General features: G+C 71.5%; 21 protein-coding genes and 3 tRNA genes. 7 read left to right on the forward strand and 17 right to left on the reverse strand.

Annotated features, from left to right (window positions below; all coding sequences use genetic code 11):
• Window positions 1-23: 23 nt before the first annotated feature.
• The 16 genes from IE195_RS00720 to IE195_RS00795 all read right to left on the reverse strand — a co-directional run bounded on the left by IE195_RS00720 (window position 24) and on the right by IE195_RS00795 (window position 14702).
• The gene (locus IE195_RS00720; RefSeq protein ID WP_191266723.1) at window positions 24-1127 is read right to left on the reverse strand and encodes a UDP-N-acetylmuramate dehydrogenase; all 1104 of its coding nucleotides are present in this window, start codon (window positions 1125-1127) and stop codon (window positions 24-26) included.
• A gap of 37 nt (window positions 1128-1164) precedes the next feature.
• Complete coding sequence (locus IE195_RS00725) at window positions 1165-1590, reverse strand: MaoC family dehydratase (protein WP_191266725.1); 426 nt, start codon at window positions 1588-1590, stop codon at window positions 1165-1167.
• Between the two features lie 16 nt (window positions 1591-1606).
• A complete protein-coding gene (locus IE195_RS00730; RefSeq protein WP_191266727.1) occupies window positions 1607-2050 on the reverse strand; it encodes a MaoC family dehydratase N-terminal domain-containing protein in 444 nt (147 codons plus the stop codon).
• 136 nt (window positions 2051-2186) lie between these two features.
• Entirely contained in the window at window positions 2187-2351 is a 165-nt protein-coding gene (gene rpmG, locus IE195_RS00735; RefSeq protein WP_026117477.1) for a 50S ribosomal protein L33, read from the reverse strand.
• Window positions 2352-2452: 101 nt separating this feature from the next.
• A tRNA-Met gene (locus IE195_RS00740) sits at window positions 2453-2528 on the reverse strand.
• A 101-nt stretch (window positions 2529-2629) separates the two neighbouring features.
• A tRNA-Thr gene (locus tag IE195_RS00745) sits at window positions 2630-2705 on the reverse strand.
• Between the two features lie 280 nt (window positions 2706-2985).
• Window positions 2986-5091, reverse strand: a complete 2106-nt coding sequence (locus IE195_RS00750; protein ID WP_191266729.1) for an ATP-binding protein — start codon at window positions 5089-5091, stop codon at window positions 2986-2988.
• A 75-nt stretch (window positions 5092-5166) separates the two neighbouring features.
• Window positions 5167-9786, reverse strand: coding sequence for a TIGR02680 family protein (locus IE195_RS00755; RefSeq protein ID WP_191266730.1), 4620 nt, complete (start codon window positions 9784-9786; stop codon window positions 5167-5169).
• Window positions 9740-11116 (reverse strand): TIGR02678 family protein, encoded by a 1377-nt coding sequence (locus IE195_RS00760; RefSeq protein ID WP_191266732.1) that lies wholly within the window; start codon window positions 11114-11116, stop codon window positions 9740-9742. The genes IE195_RS00755 and IE195_RS00760 overlap by 47 nt, the downstream gene beginning before the upstream one ends.
• Entirely contained in the window at window positions 11116-12234 is a 1119-nt protein-coding gene (locus IE195_RS00765) for a DUF2397 family protein (protein ID WP_191266734.1), read from the reverse strand. The genes IE195_RS00760 and IE195_RS00765 overlap by 1 nt, the downstream gene beginning before the upstream one ends.
• Before the next feature lie 217 nt (window positions 12235-12451).
• Window positions 12452-12997, reverse strand: coding sequence for a hypothetical protein (locus tag IE195_RS00770; protein ID WP_191266736.1), 546 nt, complete (start codon window positions 12995-12997; stop codon window positions 12452-12454).
• 128 nt (window positions 12998-13125) lie between these two features.
• The gene (locus IE195_RS00775) at window positions 13126-13401 is read right to left on the reverse strand and encodes a hypothetical protein (protein WP_191266739.1); all 276 of its coding nucleotides are present in this window, start codon (window positions 13399-13401) and stop codon (window positions 13126-13128) included.
• A gap of 11 nt (window positions 13402-13412) precedes the next feature.
• Window positions 13413-13658, reverse strand: a complete 246-nt coding sequence (locus IE195_RS00780) for a hypothetical protein (RefSeq protein WP_191266741.1) — start codon at window positions 13656-13658, stop codon at window positions 13413-13415.
• Window positions 13659-13670: 12 nt separating this feature from the next.
• Window positions 13671-13916, reverse strand: a complete 246-nt coding sequence (locus IE195_RS00785; RefSeq protein ID WP_191266743.1) for a hypothetical protein — start codon at window positions 13914-13916, stop codon at window positions 13671-13673.
• 56 nt (window positions 13917-13972) lie between these two features.
• The gene (locus IE195_RS00790; RefSeq protein WP_017578673.1) at window positions 13973-14218 is read right to left on the reverse strand and encodes a hypothetical protein; all 246 of its coding nucleotides are present in this window, start codon (window positions 14216-14218) and stop codon (window positions 13973-13975) included.
• Between the two features lie 402 nt (window positions 14219-14620).
• Window positions 14621-14702: transfer RNA gene (locus IE195_RS00795), tRNA-Tyr, on the reverse strand.
• 223 nt (window positions 14703-14925) lie between these two features.
• Here IE195_RS00795 and IE195_RS00800 point away from each other — a divergent pair.
• Window positions 14926-15423, forward strand: a complete 498-nt coding sequence (locus tag IE195_RS00800; RefSeq protein WP_191266749.1) for a YajQ family cyclic di-GMP-binding protein — start codon at window positions 14926-14928, stop codon at window positions 15421-15423.
• 96 nt (window positions 15424-15519) lie between these two features.
• Here IE195_RS00800 and IE195_RS00805 read toward each other — a convergent pair whose 3' ends face one another.
• Window positions 15520-16380 carry a M48 family metalloprotease gene (locus IE195_RS00805; protein ID WP_191266753.1) on the reverse strand — a complete coding sequence of 287 codons (861 nt, stop codon included), beginning with the start codon at window positions 16378-16380 and terminating at the stop codon, window positions 15520-15522.
• A gap of 480 nt (window positions 16381-16860) precedes the next feature.
• Here IE195_RS00805 and IE195_RS00810 point away from each other — a divergent pair, with 480 nt between their 5' ends.
• The 6 genes from IE195_RS00810 (at window position 16861) to IE195_RS00835 (ending at window position 22140) form a co-directional block, all read left to right on the forward strand.
• On the forward strand, window positions 16861-18711 hold the full coding sequence (locus IE195_RS00810) for a 2-oxoacid:acceptor oxidoreductase subunit alpha (protein WP_191266756.1): 1851 nt from the start codon (window positions 16861-16863) through the stop codon (window positions 18709-18711).
• A gap of 67 nt (window positions 18712-18778) precedes the next feature.
• Window positions 18779-19765 carry a 2-oxoacid:ferredoxin oxidoreductase subunit beta gene (locus IE195_RS00815; protein ID WP_225943585.1) on the forward strand — a complete coding sequence of 329 codons (987 nt, stop codon included), beginning with the start codon at window positions 18779-18781 and terminating at the stop codon, window positions 19763-19765.
• 139 nt (window positions 19766-19904) lie between these two features.
• Window positions 19905-20579 (forward strand): NAD(P)H-binding protein, encoded by a 675-nt coding sequence (locus tag IE195_RS00820; protein WP_191266764.1) that lies wholly within the window; start codon window positions 19905-19907, stop codon window positions 20577-20579.
• A 187-nt stretch (window positions 20580-20766) separates the two neighbouring features.
• Window positions 20767-21312 carry a hypothetical protein gene (locus tag IE195_RS00825; RefSeq protein ID WP_191266767.1) on the forward strand — a complete coding sequence of 182 codons (546 nt, stop codon included), beginning with the start codon at window positions 20767-20769 and terminating at the stop codon, window positions 21310-21312.
• A 325-nt stretch (window positions 21313-21637) separates the two neighbouring features.
• Window positions 21638-21850, forward strand: a complete 213-nt coding sequence (locus IE195_RS00830; RefSeq protein ID WP_191266771.1) for a hypothetical protein — start codon at window positions 21638-21640, stop codon at window positions 21848-21850.
• A gap of 74 nt (window positions 21851-21924) precedes the next feature.
• The gene (locus tag IE195_RS00835) at window positions 21925-22140 is read left to right on the forward strand and encodes a hypothetical protein (RefSeq protein ID WP_191266773.1); all 216 of its coding nucleotides are present in this window, start codon (window positions 21925-21927) and stop codon (window positions 22138-22140) included.
• Window positions 22141-22221 lie beyond the last annotated feature (81 nt).

Below are 22221 nucleotides of genomic sequence, written 5' to 3' on the forward strand. Positions count from 1 at the left end.
AGGCGGCCGGTGCGCCCCGGCGGTCACCGCGCCGGGGACCGGTCACCGCCCTCAAGGCTGACGCCCACCATGACCGGTTCGTTGACCAGGCGCACGCCGAAGGCCTCCTCGACGCCGGCACGCACCTCGCGGGCCAGGTCCAGCAGGTCAGCGGTACTGGCACCACCGGGGTTGGTCAGGGCGAGCGTGTGCTTGCCGGAGATCCGCGCGGGACCGGCCCCGTAACCCTTGGCGAAACCGGCCCGGTCGATCAGCCAGGCCGCGGACAGCTTCACGTTGCCTTCGGGGTCGGGGTGCCCGGGAACCTCGGCGTCGGCCCCCAGGCGCGCGGCGGCGCGCTCGCGGAAGGCCGCGTACTCCTCCGGCGCCAGGACCGGGTTGGTGAAGAAGGAACCGGCGCTGCGGGTGTCGGGGTCGGCCGGGTCCAGGACCATGCCCTTGCCCCGGCGCAGTCCCAGGACGACCTCCCGCGCCCGGGCCAGCGGGACCCGCTCCCCCGCTGCCGCACCCATGGTGCGGGCGACCTCGGCGTAGCGGACCGGGCGGCTCAGACCGCCCCTGCGGAGCTCGAAGACGACCTCGCACACCACGTACCGGTCGTGCCCCTTGAAGACGCTGTCCCGGTAGGTGAACCCGCAGTCGGCGTTGGACATCGTGACCAGCTCACCGGTGGTGCGGTCCAGGGCCAACACCTCCCGGACGGTCTGGCTGACGTCCTGACCGTAGGCGCCGACGTTCTGGATGGGGGTGGATCCCACCCGGCCGGGGATACCGGAGAGGAACTCGATGCCGTTGAGGCCCTCCTCGACGGCCCGGCCGACCAGGGGGTCCCACTCCACGCCCGCGTCCGCCCGCAGCAGGACGACCTCCTCGCCGGTCTCCGGGTCGGTCCCGGCCCCGGTCAGCGTGACGCCCTGGGAGGCCACCAGGACCACGGTGCCGGGGAACCCGTCGTCGGCCACCACCAGGTTGCTGCCGCCGCCGAGCACGAGCACGCGCTCACCGTCCCGGTCGGCCCCGGTGACGAGCCGGACCAGCTCGTCGGTGCTGTCAGCGGTGTGAAAGGCCTTGGCGGGGCCGCCCAGGCCGAGTGTGGTGTGGTCGGCGAGCATCGTGGACACGGGCATACCTCTGGTGAAGGGAACGGACGCGGGCGCGGGGCGGCTAGGGCAGACGGACGACGGCGGAGGCCTTGGCGAGGACCTTGGCGCCGCCGGAGCGGGCGGTCAGCAGCACAGTGACGGTGCCGTCCTCGTTCTTGGCCTTGACCTTGCCGGCCACGGTGATCTCGGCACCGTCATCGTCGTCGGGCACCACCACCGGGGCGGAGAAGCGCACCGAGTAGTCGACGAGGCTGCCGGGGTCGCCGGTCCAGTCGGTGATGACCCGCCCGGCCTCGGCCATGGTGAACATGCCGTGCGCGATCACGTCGGGCAGGCCGACGGACTTGGCGAAGCGCTCGTTCCAGTGGATGGGGTTGAAGTCACCCGAGGCACCCGCGTAGCGCACCAGGTCCAGGCGGGTGACCGGGAAGGTCCGCTCGGGGATCTGGGTTCCGACCTCGACGTCGGCGTGGCTGATCCTGCTCATCTTTCTTCCCCGCTTCCTAGGAACCCCGGACGACGAGCATCATGCCCGCCGTCACCACGTGCTCGCCGTCGGCCGCCTCCGCCACCGTCTCCAGGGTGAGCAGTTCGTTGCCGCCCAGCGCCTTGATTCCGGTGATGCGGGTGAGGGTGGTCAGGACGTCGCCCGCGCGGAGCGGGCGGCTGTAGTGGAAGCTCTGGTCGCCGTGGACCACCCGGGAGAAGTCCACCCCCAGGTCGGGGTCGGCGACGGCCAGGGCCGACCCGGCCATCCCGAGGATCACCGGGAAGGTGGGCGGGGCGATGACGTCGGGGTACCCCATGGCCTTGGCCGAGGCCCGGTCCAGGTAGACCGGGTTGAGGTCGTTGATCGCCTCGGCGAACTCGCGGATCTTGCCGCGGGTCACCTCGTAGGCCTCGGGGGCGGGGTACTCCCGGCCGAGGTAGTCAGGGTTGATCGCCACGCTCTGCCTCTCCTGGTGCACTGTGCGGCCGCACGGGGCCAGCCATAACAAAAGCCCGGTGAGCGATGGGCTCACCGGGCTGGAGTCTACGAGAAACCGACCGCTCCCCGCCTGGGGCGAACGGACCTTCGAGAACCTAGCGGGTCTCGCGGTGGTCGTTGTGCTTGCGGCAGTTCGGGCAGAACTTCTTGATCGTGAGACGGTCGGGGGTGTTCCGACGGTTCTTGCGCGTGATGTAGTTCCGGTGATTGCACTCCTGGCAGGCCAGGGTGATCTTCGGCCTCACGTCTGTGGCAGCCACTTCGGAGTGCCTTTCTCGCTGGAGACATTACCTAGGCGCAGTTGAACACTGCTGAAGACCCGCGACGACCCCTGAGTTCTCTGCCTCAGGGGTCAGCGGGTTGGTAGCGGGGGCCGGACTTGAACCGACGACACAGCGATTATGAGCCGCTTGCTCTACCGACTGAGCTACCCCGCCCCGGATCGGACGGGAGTCGATCCAGTTCGGAACACTCCCGGCCCAGGCCGGTGACGTTCCACCGGCCACCCACCTGAGTGGACCGGAACCTCATCAAGTGGTGGAGCCCCTTTACGGAATCGAACCGTAGACCTTCTCCTTACCATGGAGACGCTCTGCCGACTGAGCTAAAGGGGCGCGCTGTGGGGCTTTCTCTCGTCCGCCCCGGGGGCGTTGCCCCCTTGCGCTGGTCATGACTATACAGGGATCTGGGGGTGGTCTGCCAAATCGAATACCCGAGGCCGCCCCGGCCGCCCCGCCCCGGTGCCCCGCGACCCCGCCGCCGAAGCACGAAAGACCAGTTCAGAGCAGCTTCCCCAGATGCGGAGAGCTTCCCGGGAAGAGCCCGGAAAGAGGCCGAATGTGACGCCGTGCACCCCCGCGGAAACCACTGTGCGCCCTCTGGGGGCCACCGGGCTCACGAAGCGCCCTCGGCAAGCCAGACGTTGGACATCGCGTCGCGGTTGATCGTGCGGATGTCGGCGGGCAGGCCCAGCCGGCGCAGGGCGTCGGACAGCCTGGTGTCGTGGGTGAACACGATGAGCTGCCGGTGCCGCCCCACCTCCGCCAGTACCGAGGCCAACCCCTCGACCGTCTCCGTGTCCATCGCCTGGACCGGATCGTCGAGCAGCAGGAAACCGAACGGGTTGCCCTCCACCAGCGTGCGCGGCAGGCAGATGGACAGCGCCAGGGCCTGGAACTCGCCCTGGCTGAGCAGCCCCGGCGCGCTCGTCTGGTCGGCCACACCGTCCACGGCCACGTCCACCTCGACCCGTCGGCGGGCGCCGCGACCGATCAGCCGCATGCCCTGGAGGTCGATGTGGCGTTCCTGGCGCAGCCGGAACCACACCTGCTCGGCCTGGTTGGCCACCGGCCCCAACCGCTCCGCCCGCACCCCGCGGGCGTAGTCGGCCAGCCAGTTCAGCGCCGCCTCGGCGGCGCCCAGGGCCTCGCTGGCGGCCACCGCCTCCCGGGCCTCCTCCAACCAGCCGGAGAGGCGGTCTGCGAGGTCGGCCCAGCCGCCCGTGGGGTCCTCCAGCCGTTCGGCGGCGTCCCGCCGCGCGCTGACCGCCGCGGCCCGGAGCCTGCGGCCCACCGTCTCGATGTGCTCGGCGAGCTCCCCGAGGTCGTCGATGTCCGAGCCCGACTCCCAGAGCGCCCACACCTGGCCGAGCTCGCTGTCCGGCGGCAGCCACCCCGGCGTGGGCGAGAGCAGGAAACGTGCCTGGTCCCGGGCTGCCTCGGCCCGCTCGTAGGCGGAGGAGGCGCTGGCCGCCTGGGGGCGCAGGGCGCGCAGCTGCGCGTTGGCCCGGCGCACCCAGTCGGGGCCCAGCGCCCCGGTGGCGGAGCAGGTGGGGCAGGTGGTCTCGGTGGGATGGCGTTTGTGGTGTTCCAGGGCCTGTTCCAGGAGCTGGACCACGCCGTGCGCGTGGTCGCCCTTGGTTCCGGCGGCCATCGCCAGCTCCATGGCGGCGCCGCGCAGCTCGTTGACGACGTCGCTGATGAGCGCGCGTTCGGGCACAGAGAGGCGGCGCAGGCGGCGCAGGACCACGTGCAGGGCCGGGTCGCTGGGTCCGTCGTCGGCAGCGAGGCGGCGCAGGGCCTCCAGGTCCGTGCTGGGCGCGGAGAGGAGCTGGACGGCCTGGACGGCCCGGGGGTCGTCGGAGGTGCCGAGCGCCTCCAGGAGGGGGCGCACCTCCCTGGAGGGTCGGTCACGCCGCCGGACCAGGCCGTCGCAGACCTTGGCCAGGCGGCGCTCGGCCTCGGCCAGCCCGGTGAGCCCGAGCAGGGCGGTGAGGGTGTCGTAGAGCTCGGCGGCGCGGCCGGTCACGGTGCGGCCGAGCTCGTCGTAGGACAGGAAGGGCCGGTAGCGGACGAGGTTCTCGCCCCAGTCGAGGGTGCGCAGCGGGGAGATCTCACCGTCGGGGTGGACCACCTCGCCGCGCGCCGAGCGCACGCTCTCCCCCGTCCAGCGGCGGCTGATCCGGGTGGGTCCGCTGTCGCCGGCGATGTGGATGTCGACGGTCGCCTCGGTGCGCTCGTCGTAGTGCAGGTTGCGCCAGCCGTCGCGCCAGCCGGTGGGCATGGCGTCCCAGCGGGGGTTGCGTCCGGTCAGCGCCGCCTCCGCGGCTTCGGCGAAACTGGACTTGCCGGAGCCGTTGCGGCCGACGATCACGGTCAGTCCGGGCCCCGGGGGGAAGGTGAGTTCCGCGGGACGCCCGATACCGCGGAAGCCCTGGACGCGGATACCGGTGAGGTAGGCCCGGCGCACCCGCCCGGGCGGCGGCCCCGAGGGCCCGGCCGGCACCGTCTCGGGTATGTGCTCGCCGCGCAGGAGGGCCTCCAGCGCGTCCTCGCCCCAGAGCGCCGCGTTGACCCAGGCCCTGGCCCGGGACGGCATCCCCGAGCGCGCCAGGGCTTCCAGGAGGGCCGTCGCGGTGGGGTCGTCGGTCTGGGGTGCGGCCCCGTGGCCGTCCCGTCCTGCGTGCGTGTCCGCCTCGGGTATCCGAGTCACCTTCGCCACCCCGCTCCGTTCTCGAACCTGCACCAGCAGAGTAGGACAGGACGGGATGAAGTGCGCTGGTGATGCGCACAACTCCTACACCCCGACGAGCCTCCTCCGACTACCGTCCCAGGTGAAGTGCAGCGTCGCGATCCCCGGGACGTTGGGGTCGCGCAGGCACTCGTAGATGTTCAGGCTCGGCACGCTCGCGAAGCAGCCCCAGACGCGTTCGGACGTGAGGACGAAGTCCAGGTCCAGTTCGACCAGCAGGCCGAGCAGGCGCCCGTGGGTGGGTTCGTCGACCTTGGCGAAGGCGTCGTCCAACAGGATGAGGCGCGGCGCCCACGGCGCCCGCACCGCCAGGGCGTCGAACTGCGCGGCGGCCGCGGCGAACAGCACCAGGTAGGCGACCACGCGCTGCTCGCCCTGGCTGAGGGCGGTGCGGTGGCCCAGCCGGCGCTCGTCCCCGGCGGAGTCGGTGACGTAGACGGTGAAGGTGAACCAGGAGCGGTAGTCGAGGGCGGCGCGCAGCTGGGCCCCGCCGGTGGCGGTCGGGTCCAGTCGGCGGATCGCCTCGATGCAGCGGCGCAGGGCGTCGCGCAGCCGGGTGGTCTGGACGCGGGTGCGCTCCTCGGCCGGGGTGGCCAGCAGCGGGACGACCGCCTCGATGTCGGCCCCGGCGTCGGGCGCCAGGCTCCAGTCCAGGCGCACCCCGAGCCCCGCGGACGTGGTGACGTCCTTGAGGACGTCGTTCATGGTCGCGATGAGGGCGCGGGCCTCGTCGATCTGGCGGGAGAGGTGGCCGGCGAGCTCACCGAGCAGGTGGCGCTCGAAGGCCTCCTCCTCGGCGAGGGCGACGGTCTCCTCGGCGCGGACGACGGCCCCGGCGACGCGCTCGGCGTAGGCGGTGACGTCGTGGGCCCCGTCCTCGTCGTGGACGGTGAGGCGTTTGACGCCGCGCGGCTCGGTGAGTTCGGTGCGGGTCTGGGACAGGCCCACGGAGGCGAGGAGGCGGTGCAGCTCCTCGCGGCTGCCGAGGATGGCGCTGTCGTCGACCTCGTCGACGTCCCCCTGCGCCGCCAGGCCCTCCTCCAGCTGGCCGGCGAAGGAGGCCAGGAGGGTCAGGCGCTCGTCAGGACCGGACGCCTCGGCCTCCGTCCTCCCGTTGACGGCCTCCAGGTAGCGGGCCAGGGGCGCGTCCTGCGCGGCGCAGTCCTGCAGACCGGCGGCGCGGAGCAGGACGGCGTCGGGGACGGTGTCCTCGGCCCCGGTGACGGCCTTGCTGCCGGGGTCGCCGACGGTGGTGACGGAGGAGACCAGGGTCCGCCCCGCGGCCAGGGCACGGCGGACCTGTTCGGCGCGTTCGGCGGTGGCGGCGTCGAGGCGGGCCTCGGCGCTGACGCGTTCGTCCCGGGCGCGCTGTGCCTCGCGTTCGAGCCCGGGAAGGCGCTCGGCGGCCTCCTGGGCGCGGGCCCGCACCTGTTCGCGGGCGGCGTCGATCTGCTCGGCCGCCACCCCCCGGGCGCGGTCGCCGAGCTCGAACTGGCGGCGCACGGTGATCATGTCGTCGATCGCCGCGGCACGGGCGTCCTCGGCCAGGACGCGGGCGGCCCGGGTCCGGGACCAGGCGGCCACGTGGCGTTCGTGGTCGGCGAGCACCCAGGCCAGGACTTCGAGGTCGCGCAGGCCCGAGGCGATGAGGACCCGCAGGTGGTCCAGTGCGCGCAGGGCGCTGTCGAGTCCGGCCCGTGTGGTGGGCAGGCCCTCGTCACCGGCCGCCTCCGCCAGGCGGGAGCGAATGTCGAGGAGTTCGGTGCGCGCGGCCCCGGCGGCCTCCTGGGCGGTCTCGTGCGCGCGCCGGGCCGCGGCCACGTCGTCCCGGGCGACGTCGAGGGCGGCCCAGGCCCGGACGAGCGGAGCGGAGTCGGGCAGGGAGCGGGAGACGTCGAGCAGCTCGGCGTAGGAGTGTTCGACCGCCCAGCGGCGCTCGCCCGCCTCGGCCAGGAGCGCCTCGGCGATGGCCATCCGGCGGTCGGTGTTGGCGGCCTGGCGGTCGCGGGCGCGTTTGCGGGCGGCCTCGCCGATGAACTCGGGTTCGTTCTTGTGGTGGGCTCCGGAGGCCACGCCCAGCCGCCAGCCGCCGGAGAGCGACATCGAGCTGACGGTGGCCACGGAGCTGTCCCGGCGGTGCTTGGCCTCGGTGTCGTCAGTGCCGGCGGGCGTCTGGGAGTCCTCGGAGTGCAGGGCGACGGAGGCCAGGAGTGCGCGCAGGTTGTCGTGGTGCACACTGCGGTCGGGGGCCGGCACGGGGACGAGGACGTCGAGGAGGGTGCGGCCCTTGGCCGTGCGGGCCGGGGTGACGATGAGGTCGCGGCTGCCGGGGTCGTGGAGGCTGCCGTCGGCGCGGACCCACCCGGCGAGCAGGCCGCTGGCCTCCAGTGCCGCCTCCAGTCCGGCCTGTTCGCGGAGGCTGAGCCCGTCGGCGAAGTCGACGGCCAGGTGGAAGGGGACGCCGTCCTCCTCCGGGCGCGGGTAGGTGGCCCATGCGGGGCGCTCGGGTGCGCTGTCGGCGTTCCGGGCCCGGCGGGCGGCGAGGTCCGCGAGTTCGTCGGAGAGCTGGCCCTCCTCGTTGACGGCGACGTCGCGCCGGGCGCGCAGCTCCTCCAGGAGCGGGTCGACGGCGGTGTGGGCGAGACGGGCGACGGTGGCCGGAACCCCGGGGTCCAGGACACGCAGGGAGTCGGTGATGGGCAGTTCGACGCTGCCCTCCAGTTCGTGGATGGTCTCACCGAGGGCGTGGGCGTGGTTGGAGTCGCGCAGGCCGGCCGCCCAGGAGCGGACCCCGTCGGCGTAGGCGGTGCTTTCGGCGCGCAGGTCGTCGATGGCCTCCTGCTCACGGGTGTGGGCGCGCTCCAGGACGGCCTCGGCGCTCTCGGCCTCGCTGGTCAGGGCGACCAGACGGCGGTCCGCGGCCGCCTCGGCGGTGGTGAGGCCGGTCAGCCGGACCGCGAGGTCGGTGCGGTCGGCCGCTGCGTCGGCGGCACCGGTGAGCTGGTCGTGCAGGAGGCCGAGGTGTTCGCGCAGGTCGGTGAGGTCGATGCCGTCGACCGGGGCGCGTTCCACGGCCTGTTCCAGCCCCTGGAGGTCGACCCGGGTGGTGTTCTCCCGGGGCGCGTGGACCGCGGTGGTCGCGTCGGGGACCTGGCCGAGGGCCCTGGGGTCGAGTCCCGCCGCGGTGGCCGCGCGGGAGGCTTCGACGTGGGTCTGGCGGAGGACCTCCAGCGCGCGCTCGATGGCTGCGGTGTCCTCGCCCAGGCGGTCCACGGCGTGGGTCTCGGTGGTCACGGCGTGTTCGGCCGCGGCCCAGGCCGCCTCCGCCGCACGGATGTAGGCGCCGACGGCGGCGTCGTAGGCGCGGCGTTCGTTGGTGGTGGCCGTGGCCGCGTCGTTCTGTGCGGTGGCCAGGGTGCCGTCGTCGGCGTTGGCGGTGTCCCGGGTGCGGCGGGCCTGGTCGCGCTCCTCGGCGACCTGGCTCTCCGCGGTGATGAGCTCGTCCAGCTCGGCGCGCAGGCGGTCGGTCTCCTCCGTGCGGCGGGTGCACGAGTCGAGCTGTTCCCGGACCTCGGCGGCGCGGGTGCGCAGGGTGTGCAGGAGGTAACCGTGGTAGTCGGCGAGGAAGGCGGTGACGCCGGCCCCGGCCTCGGTGAGCTCGTCCTTGTCGGTGCGGGCCTGTTCGAGGTCGGCGATGTTGCGGGCGACCTCGTCCAGGATGGACTCGTCCATCGGGGGGAGCGCCTCGGAGAGGACGCTGACCAGCTCACCGGCCTCCAGCCGGTCACCGATGGTGGGTCGGCGCAGGCGGTAGAGCAGGTGGATGAGGTTGCGGTAGCGGACGGAGTCCTCGATGCCGAACAGGCTCCGCATCACCCGGGCCCGGTAGGGGACGGCGCTGGTGAAGCAGTTGTCGGCGCCGATCTCCGAACGCAGCCGGTCCACGGGTTTGGGGCGGCCGTCGGTGACCAGTTCCAGGTCGTGTCCGACGCGGCGGTCGGTCACGAAGTACACGCAGCGGGGGTCGGCGTCGCCGACCGCCATGACGGCGGCGCCCAGGGTGAGGTGCCGGGGCGGGGCGTCGGCCCCGTCCTGTGCGGAGTCCGCGGGGGAGGCGGCGTCCGCGGCCTCGGGGCCGGTGGCCGGGGCGGATGCGGTGAGCAGTGCCGACGCGGAGCCGGGCCCGGTGGGGAAGCGGGCGGCGGAGTCCAGGCCGCGGTCGCCGCGGGCGGTGGTGAACTCCACCCACAGGTAGCCCAGGCGGGTGGCGGGCCCGGACTCGTCCCCGGTGTCCTGGCCCGCGGGGGACTCGGGCCCCTGGACGGGTCCGCCCAGCAGGTCGGGGCCGGTGTCCTCCTCGTCGGGCCCGCGGGAGGCCCGGGGGTCGTCGGCCATGAGCCAGCGCAGGCTGGTGCGGTTGGTCCCGGTGGTGTCCAGCCGCCGGACGTCCCCGTCCAGCAGGAAGGGGAGCAGCATCTCCAGCGCCTTGGACTTGCCCGCGCCGTTGCGGCCGCGCAGCAGAAGCCGCCCCTCGGCGAAGTCCAGGACGTGGTCGTCGTACTGCCAGACGTTCCGGATTCCCGCGCGTTCGAGGCGGTAACGGGGGGTGTCGGCAGGATCAGCCGGAGCCGTCCCGGGGGCCTCGATCGTCTCCTGTGTCACCACTGGTCGCGCTCACCTTCTCGTTCGCCACCGCTTGCAGCACGGACGCCACCCGGTCGAGGTCGCCGCGGGGGTCGGCCTGGGCGTCGGGCCCACCGTGACCGGAACCACGCGGTTGCGCGGGGTGTGTCCGGCTGTCTTCGTCATTGTCCTGGATCCGGGGGACGCGATCGTCCACATCGGCGCCGAAGCGGGCCGCCGCCGCGCTGAGGAGCCGCTCCCCCGGTCTGCCCGTGAGCAGACCGAGGCCGCTGAGGAGCTCCAGGACGAGAGCGGACAGCCGGTCCGGGCCGGGGAGTTCGGGTCCGGCGGTACGCGCCCACTCGGAGCGGGCCGGGGCGTCAGCACCGCCGAAGGCCTCCAGCGCAGCGTGCAGTTCCTGTTCGGGGACGGGGACGGAGGTGGTGGGGCGGCCGGGGTGCAGGCGTCCGGAGAGATGGCGGACCAGGGCGAGGGCCGTGTGCCCGACGGGGTCGTCCGAGGGGAAGCACGGGGTCGCCGCGGCCTCGTCCGGCATGACGAGCGCCACACCCTCGGCTCGGATCTCGGTGTCGCAGCCGAGGAGGTTGCCGAGCGCGGCGGCTGCTCGCCACTGGTGGGCGGCCAGGCGGTCGCGCTGGCGGTCCGGGAGCCGCTCCCGGTGGACGACGGCGGTCTCGGCCAGGAGGCGGCGCAGGGCGACCTCGCCCGCCTGGTCGCTCTCCGGGTCCGGGTCGACCGTGTCGGCGAGGAAGGACTCGGGGTCGTCGCCGGCCCTGGGCAGATGTGCGGCCACCGAACGCAGGACGTCGGTGTCCGGGAGGAGCCCGGCGTCGACGGCGGCGTCGGCCTGGTGCTCGCGGACCGTGCCCGAGGTCTCGGTGAGCGCCCCGAGGCCGATCAGGTGCTGCAGTGCGGCGCAGAAGGCCCGGCGTTCGCCGAGGCCGCGTGCGGGGTCGGCGTCGATCCCGGCCTCCCGGGCGGCGGCGCGGACCTGCGCGGCGAGGGAGCGGACCGTGGTGGGCCCGGTCCGCTCGACCAGGACCGCGAGGGCCAGGGCGAGGTAGGTGTGGGTCCGGGGGGTGAAGCGGGAGCCGGTGGGGCGGGTGAGGGGCCGGACCACCTCGCTGACCAGGCCGCGCTTGACCAGCCGGGCGTGGTCGTCGGCCACGGTGAGGCGGTAGCCGAGGACCCGTTGGAAGCGTTGGACGAGCCATTCCGCGTGCGAGCGCACGAGGGAGAACTCGGCGGGGTGGGTGCGCCGGGTGAGCAGGGGGCGGGCCATGAGGGTGCGTGCGGCGGCCTGACGCTCACCGATGAGGGCGGCGTCCTCCGTGTGGGTGTTCGTCTCCATCACCCCCACCTCCGCGTCCAGGGCGTTTGCGTCGTGATCTCGATGGGACCGGTGGTCTCCGTGTCGGGGTCCTGGTTCCGGTCCTGGTCGGGTTCGGGTTCGGGTTCCGGGTACGCGTCCGGTTCGGGTTCCGGTGCTGTCTCCGCTTCCCTGAACGCGTCCGGAATCCGGATCGGGGCCGTGTCCGGTTCCGGAGAGGCATCCGCACCCGGCTCCTGGGCCGGTTCCGGCTCCGGCTCTGGGTCCGGTTCCGGGGCGGTTTCCGGTTCCGGGAACGGGTCCGGGGTCGCCTCCCGCTGCGGAGCCGCCTCCTGCTCCGGGGTTGCGCCCGGTTCCGGTTCCGCGAACGTTTCCGGTCCGGGGAGGGTACCGGTGGGAGCCGGTCCACCGACAGGGTCGTTCCCGGCGCTGACCGGCGCGACGGCGGACGGGGCCTCCTCGTGCCGGGTCGGGTTCCCGGACGGGGGCTCGGTGTCCAGCGTGTGCTGCTCGTAGGAGGTGACCCGCAGCCGCAGCCCCTCCAGGGTCAGGTCGCCGCCCTCGCCGCGGACCGTGACCTCGGCCCCGGGAGCGGCGTACACGTGCAGGCGCAGTCCGAACTCCAGGTCGCCCGCGGAGGTCGGCCGGCGGGAGGCGTCGCCGGAGCCGAGGGCCGCGGTGAGCAGTTCCATGAGGACCTCCATCCCGGCGCCGGACAGGTCCAGGCGGGCGTGGTCCCCGGTGGGTCGGGTGAGAAGGGAGCGGATCTGCTCGGCCCCGGCGCGACGCCAGTGGGCGGAGGACTCGGCGGCGTCCCGCAGCCGGGCCTGCTGGGCGCGGTGGTCGCGTACGGGTTCGGGCAGCCGGGTGCCGGGGTGTTCGGTGACGGTGCTTCGGTCGGGCTCGGCCTGCCACCAGCTGGTGGTCGCCGCGACGGTGTCGTCGACGCGCCCCTCGATGTGGCGGGCTGGGTGGAGGGCGAAGGCAGCCGCGGCCAGTTCGTCGGCCCGGTCGGGTTCGGCCTCCTCGAACCAGGTGGCCAGGCGCAGCAGGGCAGCGCGGCCGTGCCGTGGCACCGGCCGGTCACCGGTGCCCTGTCCGTCGTCCGCGCGGTCGTCCGTCCGCTGGTTGAGTCCCACAACTCAGCAGACTAGAGACCTCCGGAGCCCGCCACGCCCGATTCGGCTCTCTCCGACCCCGGTAAACCGACCCGGACAGCCACTCTGAACAGGACTTTTGTTCCTTTTCTGAACTTTGCAAGGATTCGGCGGGGAGCGGCGGGAGTCGAAACTCACGTCCGGTCCCGCACACCTCCGGCCCGTGACGGCCAGGCCGCGCTCCGGTGTCGTACCCGTGTCACCGGGGCCGGGCGGGGACGTTGAGGCGTCCGCCGTCGGCCTGCTCCAGCGCGTCCCGCTGCTCCTCGGGCATGTCCTCGTCGTACTCGGTGACGGTGTACGCGGAGAAGTACCGGGTGCCGTCCGCCTCCACCGGCTCCCCGAGCTCGATCTCGACGTCGTAGGGGTCGTCCTGGCACCCCTGGTCCATGCACCAGGTGCCCAGGACCTCTCCCCCGCCCCGGGCGCCGGCCCCGCTCCACTCGTCCCACTCCATGTCGGAGAAGGTCGTGAACTCGGAGGCGACGTACTCCGTAGGCCGCTGGTCGTCGAAGCCCTCCTCGTCGCCGTACAGGTTGAGGACGTACACCTCCTCCCCGTCCGCGGTACCGCCGTCGGCGGCGGTGTCACCCGAACCACTGTCGGTGGCCGTCCCCTCGGGGGAACCGTCCGCCTCCGGGGAGTCGCCGCCGGCCGTGGTGCCGTCTTCCTCGGGCTCCTCGGCCTGTCCGCAGGCCGACACCGCCAGTGCCAGCACCGCCCCGGCCAAGAGTGTGCGTTTCATCTCGACTCCTCGATTGCGACCAGAACGGTCGCGGACAGCGGCGAGGCCCCCCGGCAGCTGCCGGGGGGCCTCGGTCCCGCTCTTTTCCGTCACTGGGGCCTCAGGGCCCCGTCACCACACCGGGGTGGTCAGTAGCCGTGACCGTGGTCTGCACGGTCGTGGCTGACGTTGGTACCCGCCGGGCCGTTGACGCAGTCGCCCGTGGTCTGCGGCGACAGGATCGGCACGTTGGCGCCGACCAGACCCACGGCCAGCTCGGTGTTGCACAGCTGAACCGGAACCAGCTGAAGGTTCTGGTTGAACTGCTGGTCGCCACCGTGCGACGCGGAGGCCGGAGCGGCCGCGAGCATCGCGCCGAGCGCGACACCGGCGATCGCCGTGGCGGCGGTGAACTTGCGCAGCATCTTCGGACCCCCTAGTCGATGTTGGTGCTGACCGGGCCGTTGACGCAGTCGCCCGTGGTCTGCGGCGACAGGATCGGCACGTTCACACCGGCGAGCAGTCCGACGGCCAGCTCGGTGTTGCACAGCTGAACCGGAACCAGCTGAAGGTTCTGGTTGTACTGCTGGTCGCCGCCGTGCGAGGCGGACGCGGGCGCCGCGGCGAGGATGGCGCCCAGGGCGACACCGGCGATGGCGGTGGCAGCGGTGAACTTACGCATTGTGGGGTTCTCCTAGTCGATGTTGGTGCTGATGGGGCCGTTGACGCAGTCGCCGGTGGTCTGCGGCGACAGGATCGGCACGTTCACACCGACCAGGCCCACGGCGGCACTGGTGTTGCACAGCTGGACCGGAATGGCCTGGAGGTTCTGGTTGTACTGCTGGTCGCCGCCGTGCGAGGCGGAGGCCGGCGTGGCGGCCAGAACGGCGGAGAAAGCGGCACCAGCAACGAGGCCGGCAACACCGAGCTTACGCAGCATTGAACTACCCTTCGAAAAAGTTTGAGATATTGTCTCGGTCAAGCTAATTGCCGGAACTAGCTGATGTTGGTGCCGACGGGGCCGTTGACGCAGTCGCCGGTGGTCTGCGGCGACAGGATCGGGACGGTGACGGCGACCAGGCCAACGCTGCCGGTCAGGTTGCAGGACTGCACCGGAACGAGCTGGAGGTTCTGGTTGAACTGCTGGTCACCACCGTGCGAGGCGTGAGCGGGAGCCCCCATGAGGAGCGCACCCATCGCGGCACCAGCGACCAGGCCAGCAGCGGTCAGCTTCTTGATCATGTTTCCCCCGGAAATCAGGCGAGGCATTGACAGAAAAAGACGCAGGCGCTTTTGCACCTGTGTCGCGGTGGACTGATGCAATCATCATCCGCCCCCCAGTTTTTGTCAACGCCGAAACCCGGAGTGCAGTTTGTCCAAATTGCCGGAGGAATTCCATTCGCCCCATAAACCAAATAGGACAATGCTGTGATTTATCGGCACACTCGGAGGATGGGACGGCGGACGATCCTCACTCAGAGTGATTTTTCTGTGTCCGGAGCGTGACACTCCCGCAATCGCCCGAATCACCTGACTCTCCGTGATGGGGGACACGCGGAGTGAAGAGGGCCGCAGGGTGGTCAGACTGCCCCCGGACACGACGAAGCCCCCGGTACCTCGGGTACCGGGGGCTTCGCTCCCCTGTGGCAGGTGAAGGATTCGAACCTTCGAAGGCTAAGCCGACGGATTTACAGTCCGCTCCCATTGGCCACTCGGGCAACCTGCCTGGGCTGCAGCGACGCTTGGCGTCGCCGTGCATGAACGACCATAGCGGATGATCGGCCCGAACCTGAAATCGATAAACCCGGCGCGTTCCCGGCAGGCTCTCCCGGACGGGGCGGACGGTGCGCAGCTAAGCTCTGAACCCGGCCCGGACCGGGCCGAACGAGACGCGCACGGGCGCCCGTCGGCGCCCGTGACCCATGAGAAGTAGCGGGGTGTGAGAGTACGTGGCCGCCGAATCCAGTTTCGACGTGGTGTCCAAGCTCGACCGTCAGGAGGTCGACAACGCCCTGAACCAGGCGGGCAAGGAGCTGGCCCAGCGGTTCGACTTCAAGGGCACCGGGACCACCATCGCCTGGCAGGGTGAGAACGGCATCGAGATCAAGAGCGGCTCCGAGGAGCGCGCCGCCGCCGCCCTGGAGGTCTTCAAGGAGAAGCTGATCAAGCGCAAGATCTCCCTGAAGGTCCTGGACGCCGCCGAGGAGCCCAAGCCCTCCGGCAAGGAGTACCGCCTTCCGATCAACCTCAAGGAGGGCATCTCCTCCGAGGACGCCAAGAAGATCTCCAAGCTCATCCGGGACGAGGGGCCCAAGGGCGTCAAGGCCCAGATCCAGGGCGAGGAGCTGCGCGTCAGCTCCAAGAAGAAGGACGACCTCCAGGGCGTGATGAACCTCATCAAGGAGAAGGACTTCGACCTGGCGCTCCAGTTCGTGAACTACCGCTAGCCCCTCCCGAGGGGCCGAACGGCCGCCCGCCCCTCCCGGGGCCGGCGGCCGCAGCGCTGTCCGGGCCCGTACCCACCCGTGCGGGCCCCGCGCGGCTCAGCCCATGTCCCAGCGGCGGCGCAGCTCCCGCAGTCGGTGGATCCTCTCCTGGACCGGCGGGTGCGCGGCGAACATGCGGCCCACCCCGCCCGGGAAGGGGTTCGCGGTCATCAGATGCGCGGCGGCCAGCAGGACGCGCTCCCTGGGCAGCGGGTGGGCCCGGTTGCCCGACTCCAGTTTGCGCAGCGCGTCAGCCAGCCCCAGCGGGTCGCCGGTGATCTCGGCCGCCCTCTGGTCGGCCCGGAACTCCCGCGCGCGGCCCACCCCGCAGTGGACGACCACCGCCGCCAGGGGGGCGAGCAGGACCACCATCAGGCCGCCCAGCAGGTCGGGCAGGTCCGTCTCCTCCGAGTCCCCCAGCGGGATCAGGAAGGAGATCGCGGTCAGGGCCGTGATGAGCGTGGTCAGCGTCGCCGCCACCGAGCTGATCAGGGTGTCGCGCGCGCGGATGTGCGCCAGCTCGTGGGCCAGGACCCCGCGGAGCTCGCGTTCGTTGAGGGTGCGCAGGAGACCGGTGGTGCAGCACAGGGCGGCGCGGCGCGGAGTGCTCCCGGCGGCGAAGGCGTTGGGGGAGCGCACCGGGGACAGGTACAGCTTCGGCATCGGCTGGCGTGCGGTCGTGGCCAGTTCACGGACCATCCGGTAGAGCTCGGGGCGCTCGATCTCGCTGACCGGTCGGGCCCGCATCGCCCGCAGCGCCAGGGTGTCCCCGAAGAGGTAGACCAGGATTCCGGCACAGGCCACCAGCACGACCGCGAGCTGGACGCCCTTCCCCGCGCCGCACAGCCAGCCGATCACGACGGCGGCCGCCGAGACGCCGGCGAACAGTCCGACCGCGCGGATCGCGTTGACGTGCACGCGCCCTCCCTCCGCTGTTCGCCGCTGCCCGGCTTTGGATGCGTACATGGTGACAAACGTGCGGGTCGGCGTCTTGCGTTCCCCATGTGACCAGCTGTCCGTCACATCCCGCTTCCGGGGCGGCGGCGGGCCCCGCGGCGGAACCCCCTGTGACAATGGCCACCCGCCCCGCCCCTGGCCGGGGCCGAAGACCTATAGTGCGAACGTGGCCCTTGTCACTCCGCGGGCCGAGGAGGGGATGCCCCGCCGAGGTGAGCGGAGGACCGTGCCGTCGTAGGTTGGCAGCCGCACGGCCCGGTCGCGGTTCCGGACCGCCGAACGCCGCGCTGGGTTGGCGCACCCAGTGCGTGCGGGGGGCCACGCCGTCCTCCTGTCCCCGACCCACACCCGGCCCGCAACGGTGCGGCAGGACCGGGGGCAGACAACCGAGCGCCGCCGCCCGTCATGACCGGCGGCTCACCAAGGAGGTCGTCGATCTCAGTGGCCAAACAGATCGAACAACTCGACCGGGTCATCATCCGCTTCGCCGGGGACTCCGGCGACGGTATGCAGTTGACCGGTGACCGTTTCACCCAGGAGACCGCGTCGTTCGGCAACGACCTGTCGACCCTGCCGAACTTCCCGGCGGAGATCCGCGCCCCCGCGGGCACCCTCCCCGGCGTCTCCAGCTTCCAGTTGCACTTCGCCGACCACGACATCATGACTCCGGGGGACGCTCCGGACGTGCTGGTCGCGATGAACCCCGCCGCCCTCAAGGCCAACCTCGGCGACCTGCCGCGGGGGGCCACGGTCATCGTCAACACCGACGAGTTCACCAAGCGCAGCCTGGCCAAGGTCGGGTACGCGGTCGACCCGCTCACCGACGGGACGCTGGACGCGTTCAAGGTCAGCGCGGTGGGTCTGACCTCGATGACGGTGGCGGCCCTGGCCGACTCCGACATCTCCAAGAAGGACGCCCAGCGCGCGAAGAACATGTTCGCCCTGGGGCTGCTGTCCTGGATGTACAACCGGCCGACGGAGGGGACGACCTCGTTCCTGAAGTCGAAGTTCGCCGGCAAGCCGGACATCCTGGCCGCCAACCTCACGGCGTTCCAGGCCGGGTGGAACTTCGGTGAGACCACGGAGGACTTCGCGGTCTCCTACGAGATCAAGCCCGCGCGCCTCCCCGCCGGCACCTACCGGAACATCACCGGGAACCTGGCGACCGCCTACGGGCTGATCGCCGCCTCCCAGCGTTCGGGGCTGCCCCTGTTCCTGGGCTCGTACCCGATCACACCGGCTTCGGACATCCTGCACGAGCTCTCCCGGCACAAGCGCTTCGGGGTGCGCACCTTCCAGGCCGAGGACGAGATCGCCGGGGTCGGCGCGGCCCTGGGCGCGTCGTTCGGCGGCTCGCTCGGGGTGACGACCACCTCGGGCCCGGGCATGGTCCTCAAGCAGGAGGCCGTCGGCCTGGCCGTGATGACCGAACTGCCCCTGCTGATCATCGACGTGCAGCGGGCCGGGCCGAGCACCGGCATGCCCACCAAGACCGAGCAGACGGACCTGCTGATGGCGCTCTACGGGCGCAACGGCGAGTCCCCGGTCCCGGTGGTCGCCCCGGCCTCCCCCGCCGACTGCTTCGACGCGACGCTGGAGGCGGCCAGGCTGGCAGTGGAGTACCGGACCCCGGTGGTGGTGCTCTCCGACGGGTACCTGGCCAACGGTTCGGAGCCGTGGCAGCTGCCCCGGGTGTCGGAGCTGCCGACGATCGACCCCGCGTTCGCCGACGGGCCCAACGGTCCGGACGGCGAGTTCCTGCCGTACCTGCGTGACGAGCGGACGCTGGCCCGCCCGTGGGCGGTGCCGGGCACCGCGGGGCTGGAGCACCGTATCGGCGGGATCGAGAAGCACGCCGAGAGCGGCGACATCTCGTACACGCCCGGCAACCACGACCTGATGGTCCGGACCCGTCAGGCCAAGGTGGACGCGATCGCCCGGGACATCCCCGAACTGGAGGTGTCCGACCCCACCGGTGACGCGAAGGTCCTCGTCCTGGGCTGGGGAGGCACCTACGGGTCCATCACCGCCGCGGTGCGCCGGGTGCGGCGCGCTGGCGGCCGGGTGGCCCAGGCGCACCTGCGCCACCTCAACCCCTTCCCGGCCAACCTCGGTGAGGTGCTGCGGAGCTACGACAGGGTCGTGGTCCCGGAGATCAACCTGGGCCAGTTGTCGCTGCTGCTGCGCGGCCGGTTCCTGGTGGACGTCATCGGTTACAACAAGGTCCGCGGACTGCCCTTCAAGGCGGAGGAGCTCGCGGACGTGCTGCAGGAGGTCATCGACCGTGACTGAGAACGCGAGCCGCGAGGGCGAGCTGGCCGGCCTGCGGCTGGTGCCCAAGTCGGACACCGAGTACAGGATGAAGGACTTCAAGTCCGACCAGGAGGTGCGCTGGTGCCCGGGCTGCGGTGACTACGCGATCCTGGCGGCCTTCCAGTCTTTCCTCCCGCAGCTGGGCGTGCCGCGCGAGAACATCGTGATGGTGTCCGGGATCGGCTGCTCCTCGCGCTTCCCGTACTACCTGAGCACCTACGGCGTGCACTCCATCCACGGACGCGCCCCGGCGATCGCGACGGGGTTGGCGACCAGCCGCCCCGACCTGTCGGTGTGGGTGATCACCGGGGACGGCGACGGGCTGTCCATCGGTGGAAACCACCTCATCCACGCGCTGCGCCGCAACGTCAACATCAACGTGCTGCTGTTCAACAACCGGATCTACGGGCTGACCAAGGGTCAGTACTCCCCCACCTCGGAGGCGGGGAAGATCACCAAGTCCTCGCCGGTGGGTTCGCTGGACCAGCCGTTCAACCCGGTGTCGTTGGCGCTGGGCGCCGAGGCGGGTTTCGTGGCGCGGACCGTGGACTCCGACCGCAAGCACCTGACGTCGGTACTGCGGGCGGCGGCGGACCACCCCGGGGCCTCGTTCGTGGAGATCTACCAGAACTGCCCGATCTTCAACGACGACGCCTTCGAGCCGTTGAAGGACCCGACCGCACGCGACCTGCGGCTGCTCCGGATGGAGCACGGCGAGCCGTTGCGGCTGGGCGAGGACCGGGGCGTGGTCACGGGCGAGTTCGGCGGTCTGGAGGTCGTGGACGTGGACTCGGTCGGCGCGGACCGGCTGATCCGGCACGACGCGCACCGGCAGGACCCGGGGTACGCGTTCGCGCTGTCGCGTCTGGACCACCCGGCCTTCGAGCACGTGCCGATCGGGGTGTTCCGGGACGTGCGCCGCCCCACCTACGACGGTCTGGTGAACGAGCAGATCTCGGACGCGCGGGCCGAGCGCGGCGACGGCGAGCTGGCCGAGCTGCTGGCCAGCGGGGACACCTGGACGGTCGAGTAGCCGGACTGTCGGCTGAAGGCCGGCCGGAGGGCGGTGCCCTCCGGCCGGGGGTATTCCCCCCGGGCGGCGTCGTGAAGTTCACCGGCGCCGCCCGGGTCTCCTCAGGGGATCGCCGGGCTCCAGGCAATACGCTTCCCCCATGCGTATCGTCATTGCCGGAGGACACGGGAAGATCGCTCTACGGCTGGCCAGGCTCCTGGCCGACCGCGGTGACCGGCCCGTCGCCCTCATCCGCAACCCCGACCACAGCCAGGACGTCGTCGACGCGGGGGCCGAGCCGGTCCTCATCGACCTGGAACAGGCGACGGTCACCGAACTGACCGAGAAGATCATGGACGCTGACGCCGTGGTGTTCGCCGCCGGTGCCGGACCGGGCAGCGGTGTGGCCCGCAAGACCACCGTGGACCACAAGGCCGCCTCCCTGACGGCCGATGCCGCCGCGCTCGCCGGGGTGCGCCGCCTGGTGCAGGTCTCCGCGATCAACGTGGACCAGCCGGTGCCGGAGGGCACCGACGAGGTGTGGGCCGCCTACGTGGCGGCGAAGAAGGCCGCGGACGACGAGCTCCGTGAGCACGACCTCGACCTGGACTGGACGATCCTGCGGCCCGGGCGGCTGACCGACGAGGCCGGAACCGGCCAGGTGGACCTGGGCGAGGAGGTGGAGCGCGACTCGGTGACGCGGGACGACGTGGCCGCCGTGATCGTTGCCCTGTTGGACGAACCGGGTACGGCCAAGCGGGTTCTCAACCTGGTGAACGGTAGGACACCCGTCGTCGAGGCCGTTCGCGCCGTCGCGGGCCGGCCGCGGGCGTAGGCGCCCCGACCTGGCGGGTGGGGCCTGTCCAGCCTTTTCGGGGGTTCCGGTCCTCTGTGGCCAGATACCCCCATAGGAGGCATGATGGGGGCGGAGCCCGGCAGGATCCCGTCACGGTGGACGCGGGCGACCGGGAACGACCCCGACGGGTGAAGCAGCTCCGCAGAGCAGATGGGTACGGTTATTCATGAGCGTCACACAGGTCGTGCGGGACAGCACGGTCGTCGAGCACGCCAAGGTCGCCGCGCAGCAGAAGCGCCGGATGTTCATCATCCAGCTCGAGGTCAACGCCTACGACGAGACTTCCAGCAAGCTGCGCCCCGGACTGACCCGCATCCTCGAGGGCATCGAGGAGGCCGGATGGCGCCTGGAACTGATCACCCCGAGTGAGACCGGTGAGTCCGCGGCCGCCCGCCTGTTCATCTTCCGTCCGGACGAGTCCGCGAAGGGCGCGGGGAACGAGCAGGCCGAGGCCAGGCAGCCCCACCACCACCAGCAGCCCCATCAGCCGGACCAGTCCGGGCAGCAGCAGCCCTACCCGCAGTACCCGACGGGTGCTCAGCAGCAGGACCCGTACGCGGGCTACGGCCAGGGCTACGGACAGCACCAGCAGCCGTACCCCGGTTACGACCCGCAGCAGTACCCGGGATACGGGCAGCAGCAGCCGGGATACGGCCAGCAGCCCGGCTACGGGCAGCCGTACCCGGGTTACGGACAGCAGCAGGGCTGGTAACCGAACCCGTTCGCGAACGCAGGGCCCGCACGGACACCGTGCGGGCCCTTTTCTATGTCCGGTTTCGTGCGCCCACGGCGAGCCATGTCGGACAGTGCGTGATTCCGATGCATTCGCCAGGAGCATGTCTGGGACATGCTTTCGGTTGTGTAACTCAGCCAGGAGCGAAGAGACGACATGTCCGTCATGTCTGTCGTGAAGCCGAAGAAATTCCTTGCGATCTCTGGAATCTTCCCCAAAACTACTTCGAGCACGCGCCCAGCTACGCTAAGTTAATTCCGGCGGCCGCAGCCAACCTGTTTTGCACTTCCGAAAGGTAACCACCATGACCCGTATCGCCAAGGTTTCCGGTTTCGTCCTCGCTACCGGTCTCGCCCTGGGCGCCATGACCGGTACCGCCGCCGCGGACAACAACGCCCAGATCCAGAACATCACCGTCCCCGTCTGCCTGGACGTCCTGAAGGCCTCCGGCTTCAGCGCCAGCGGCTGCAACGTCGTCGACTGGAACTCCACCTCGGGCATCTCCGTCCACGACTAGCACCCGGTCGCCGCGGCCGCCCGTCAGACCTGCCAGAACCAAACGCACACAACGAATCGAAAAGGAAGCACACCATGAAGCGCATCACCGCCGTCTCCGGCCTCGTCCTCGCCACCGGCCTCGCCCTGGGCGCCATGACCGGCACCGCCGCCGCGGACAACAACGCCCACATCCAGAACATCACCGTGCCGATCTGCGCCGACGTCATCTCCTTCGCGGGCTTCAGCTCCGAGGGCTGCAACGTCACCAGCATCACCGAGACCTCGGGCATCTCCGTCAAGAACTGGTAGTCCGCACTCCCAGAGCGCGGATGACGCGGGGCACGGTGTTCGTACACCGTGCCCCGCGTTCGTCGTCTCACCCCGGTGGAG

Origin of the sequence: Nocardiopsis terrae, assembly GCF_014651695.1 — a bacterium.
GTDB classification, from domain to species: Bacteria; Actinomycetota; Actinomycetes; order Streptosporangiales; family Streptosporangiaceae; genus Nocardiopsis; species Nocardiopsis terrae.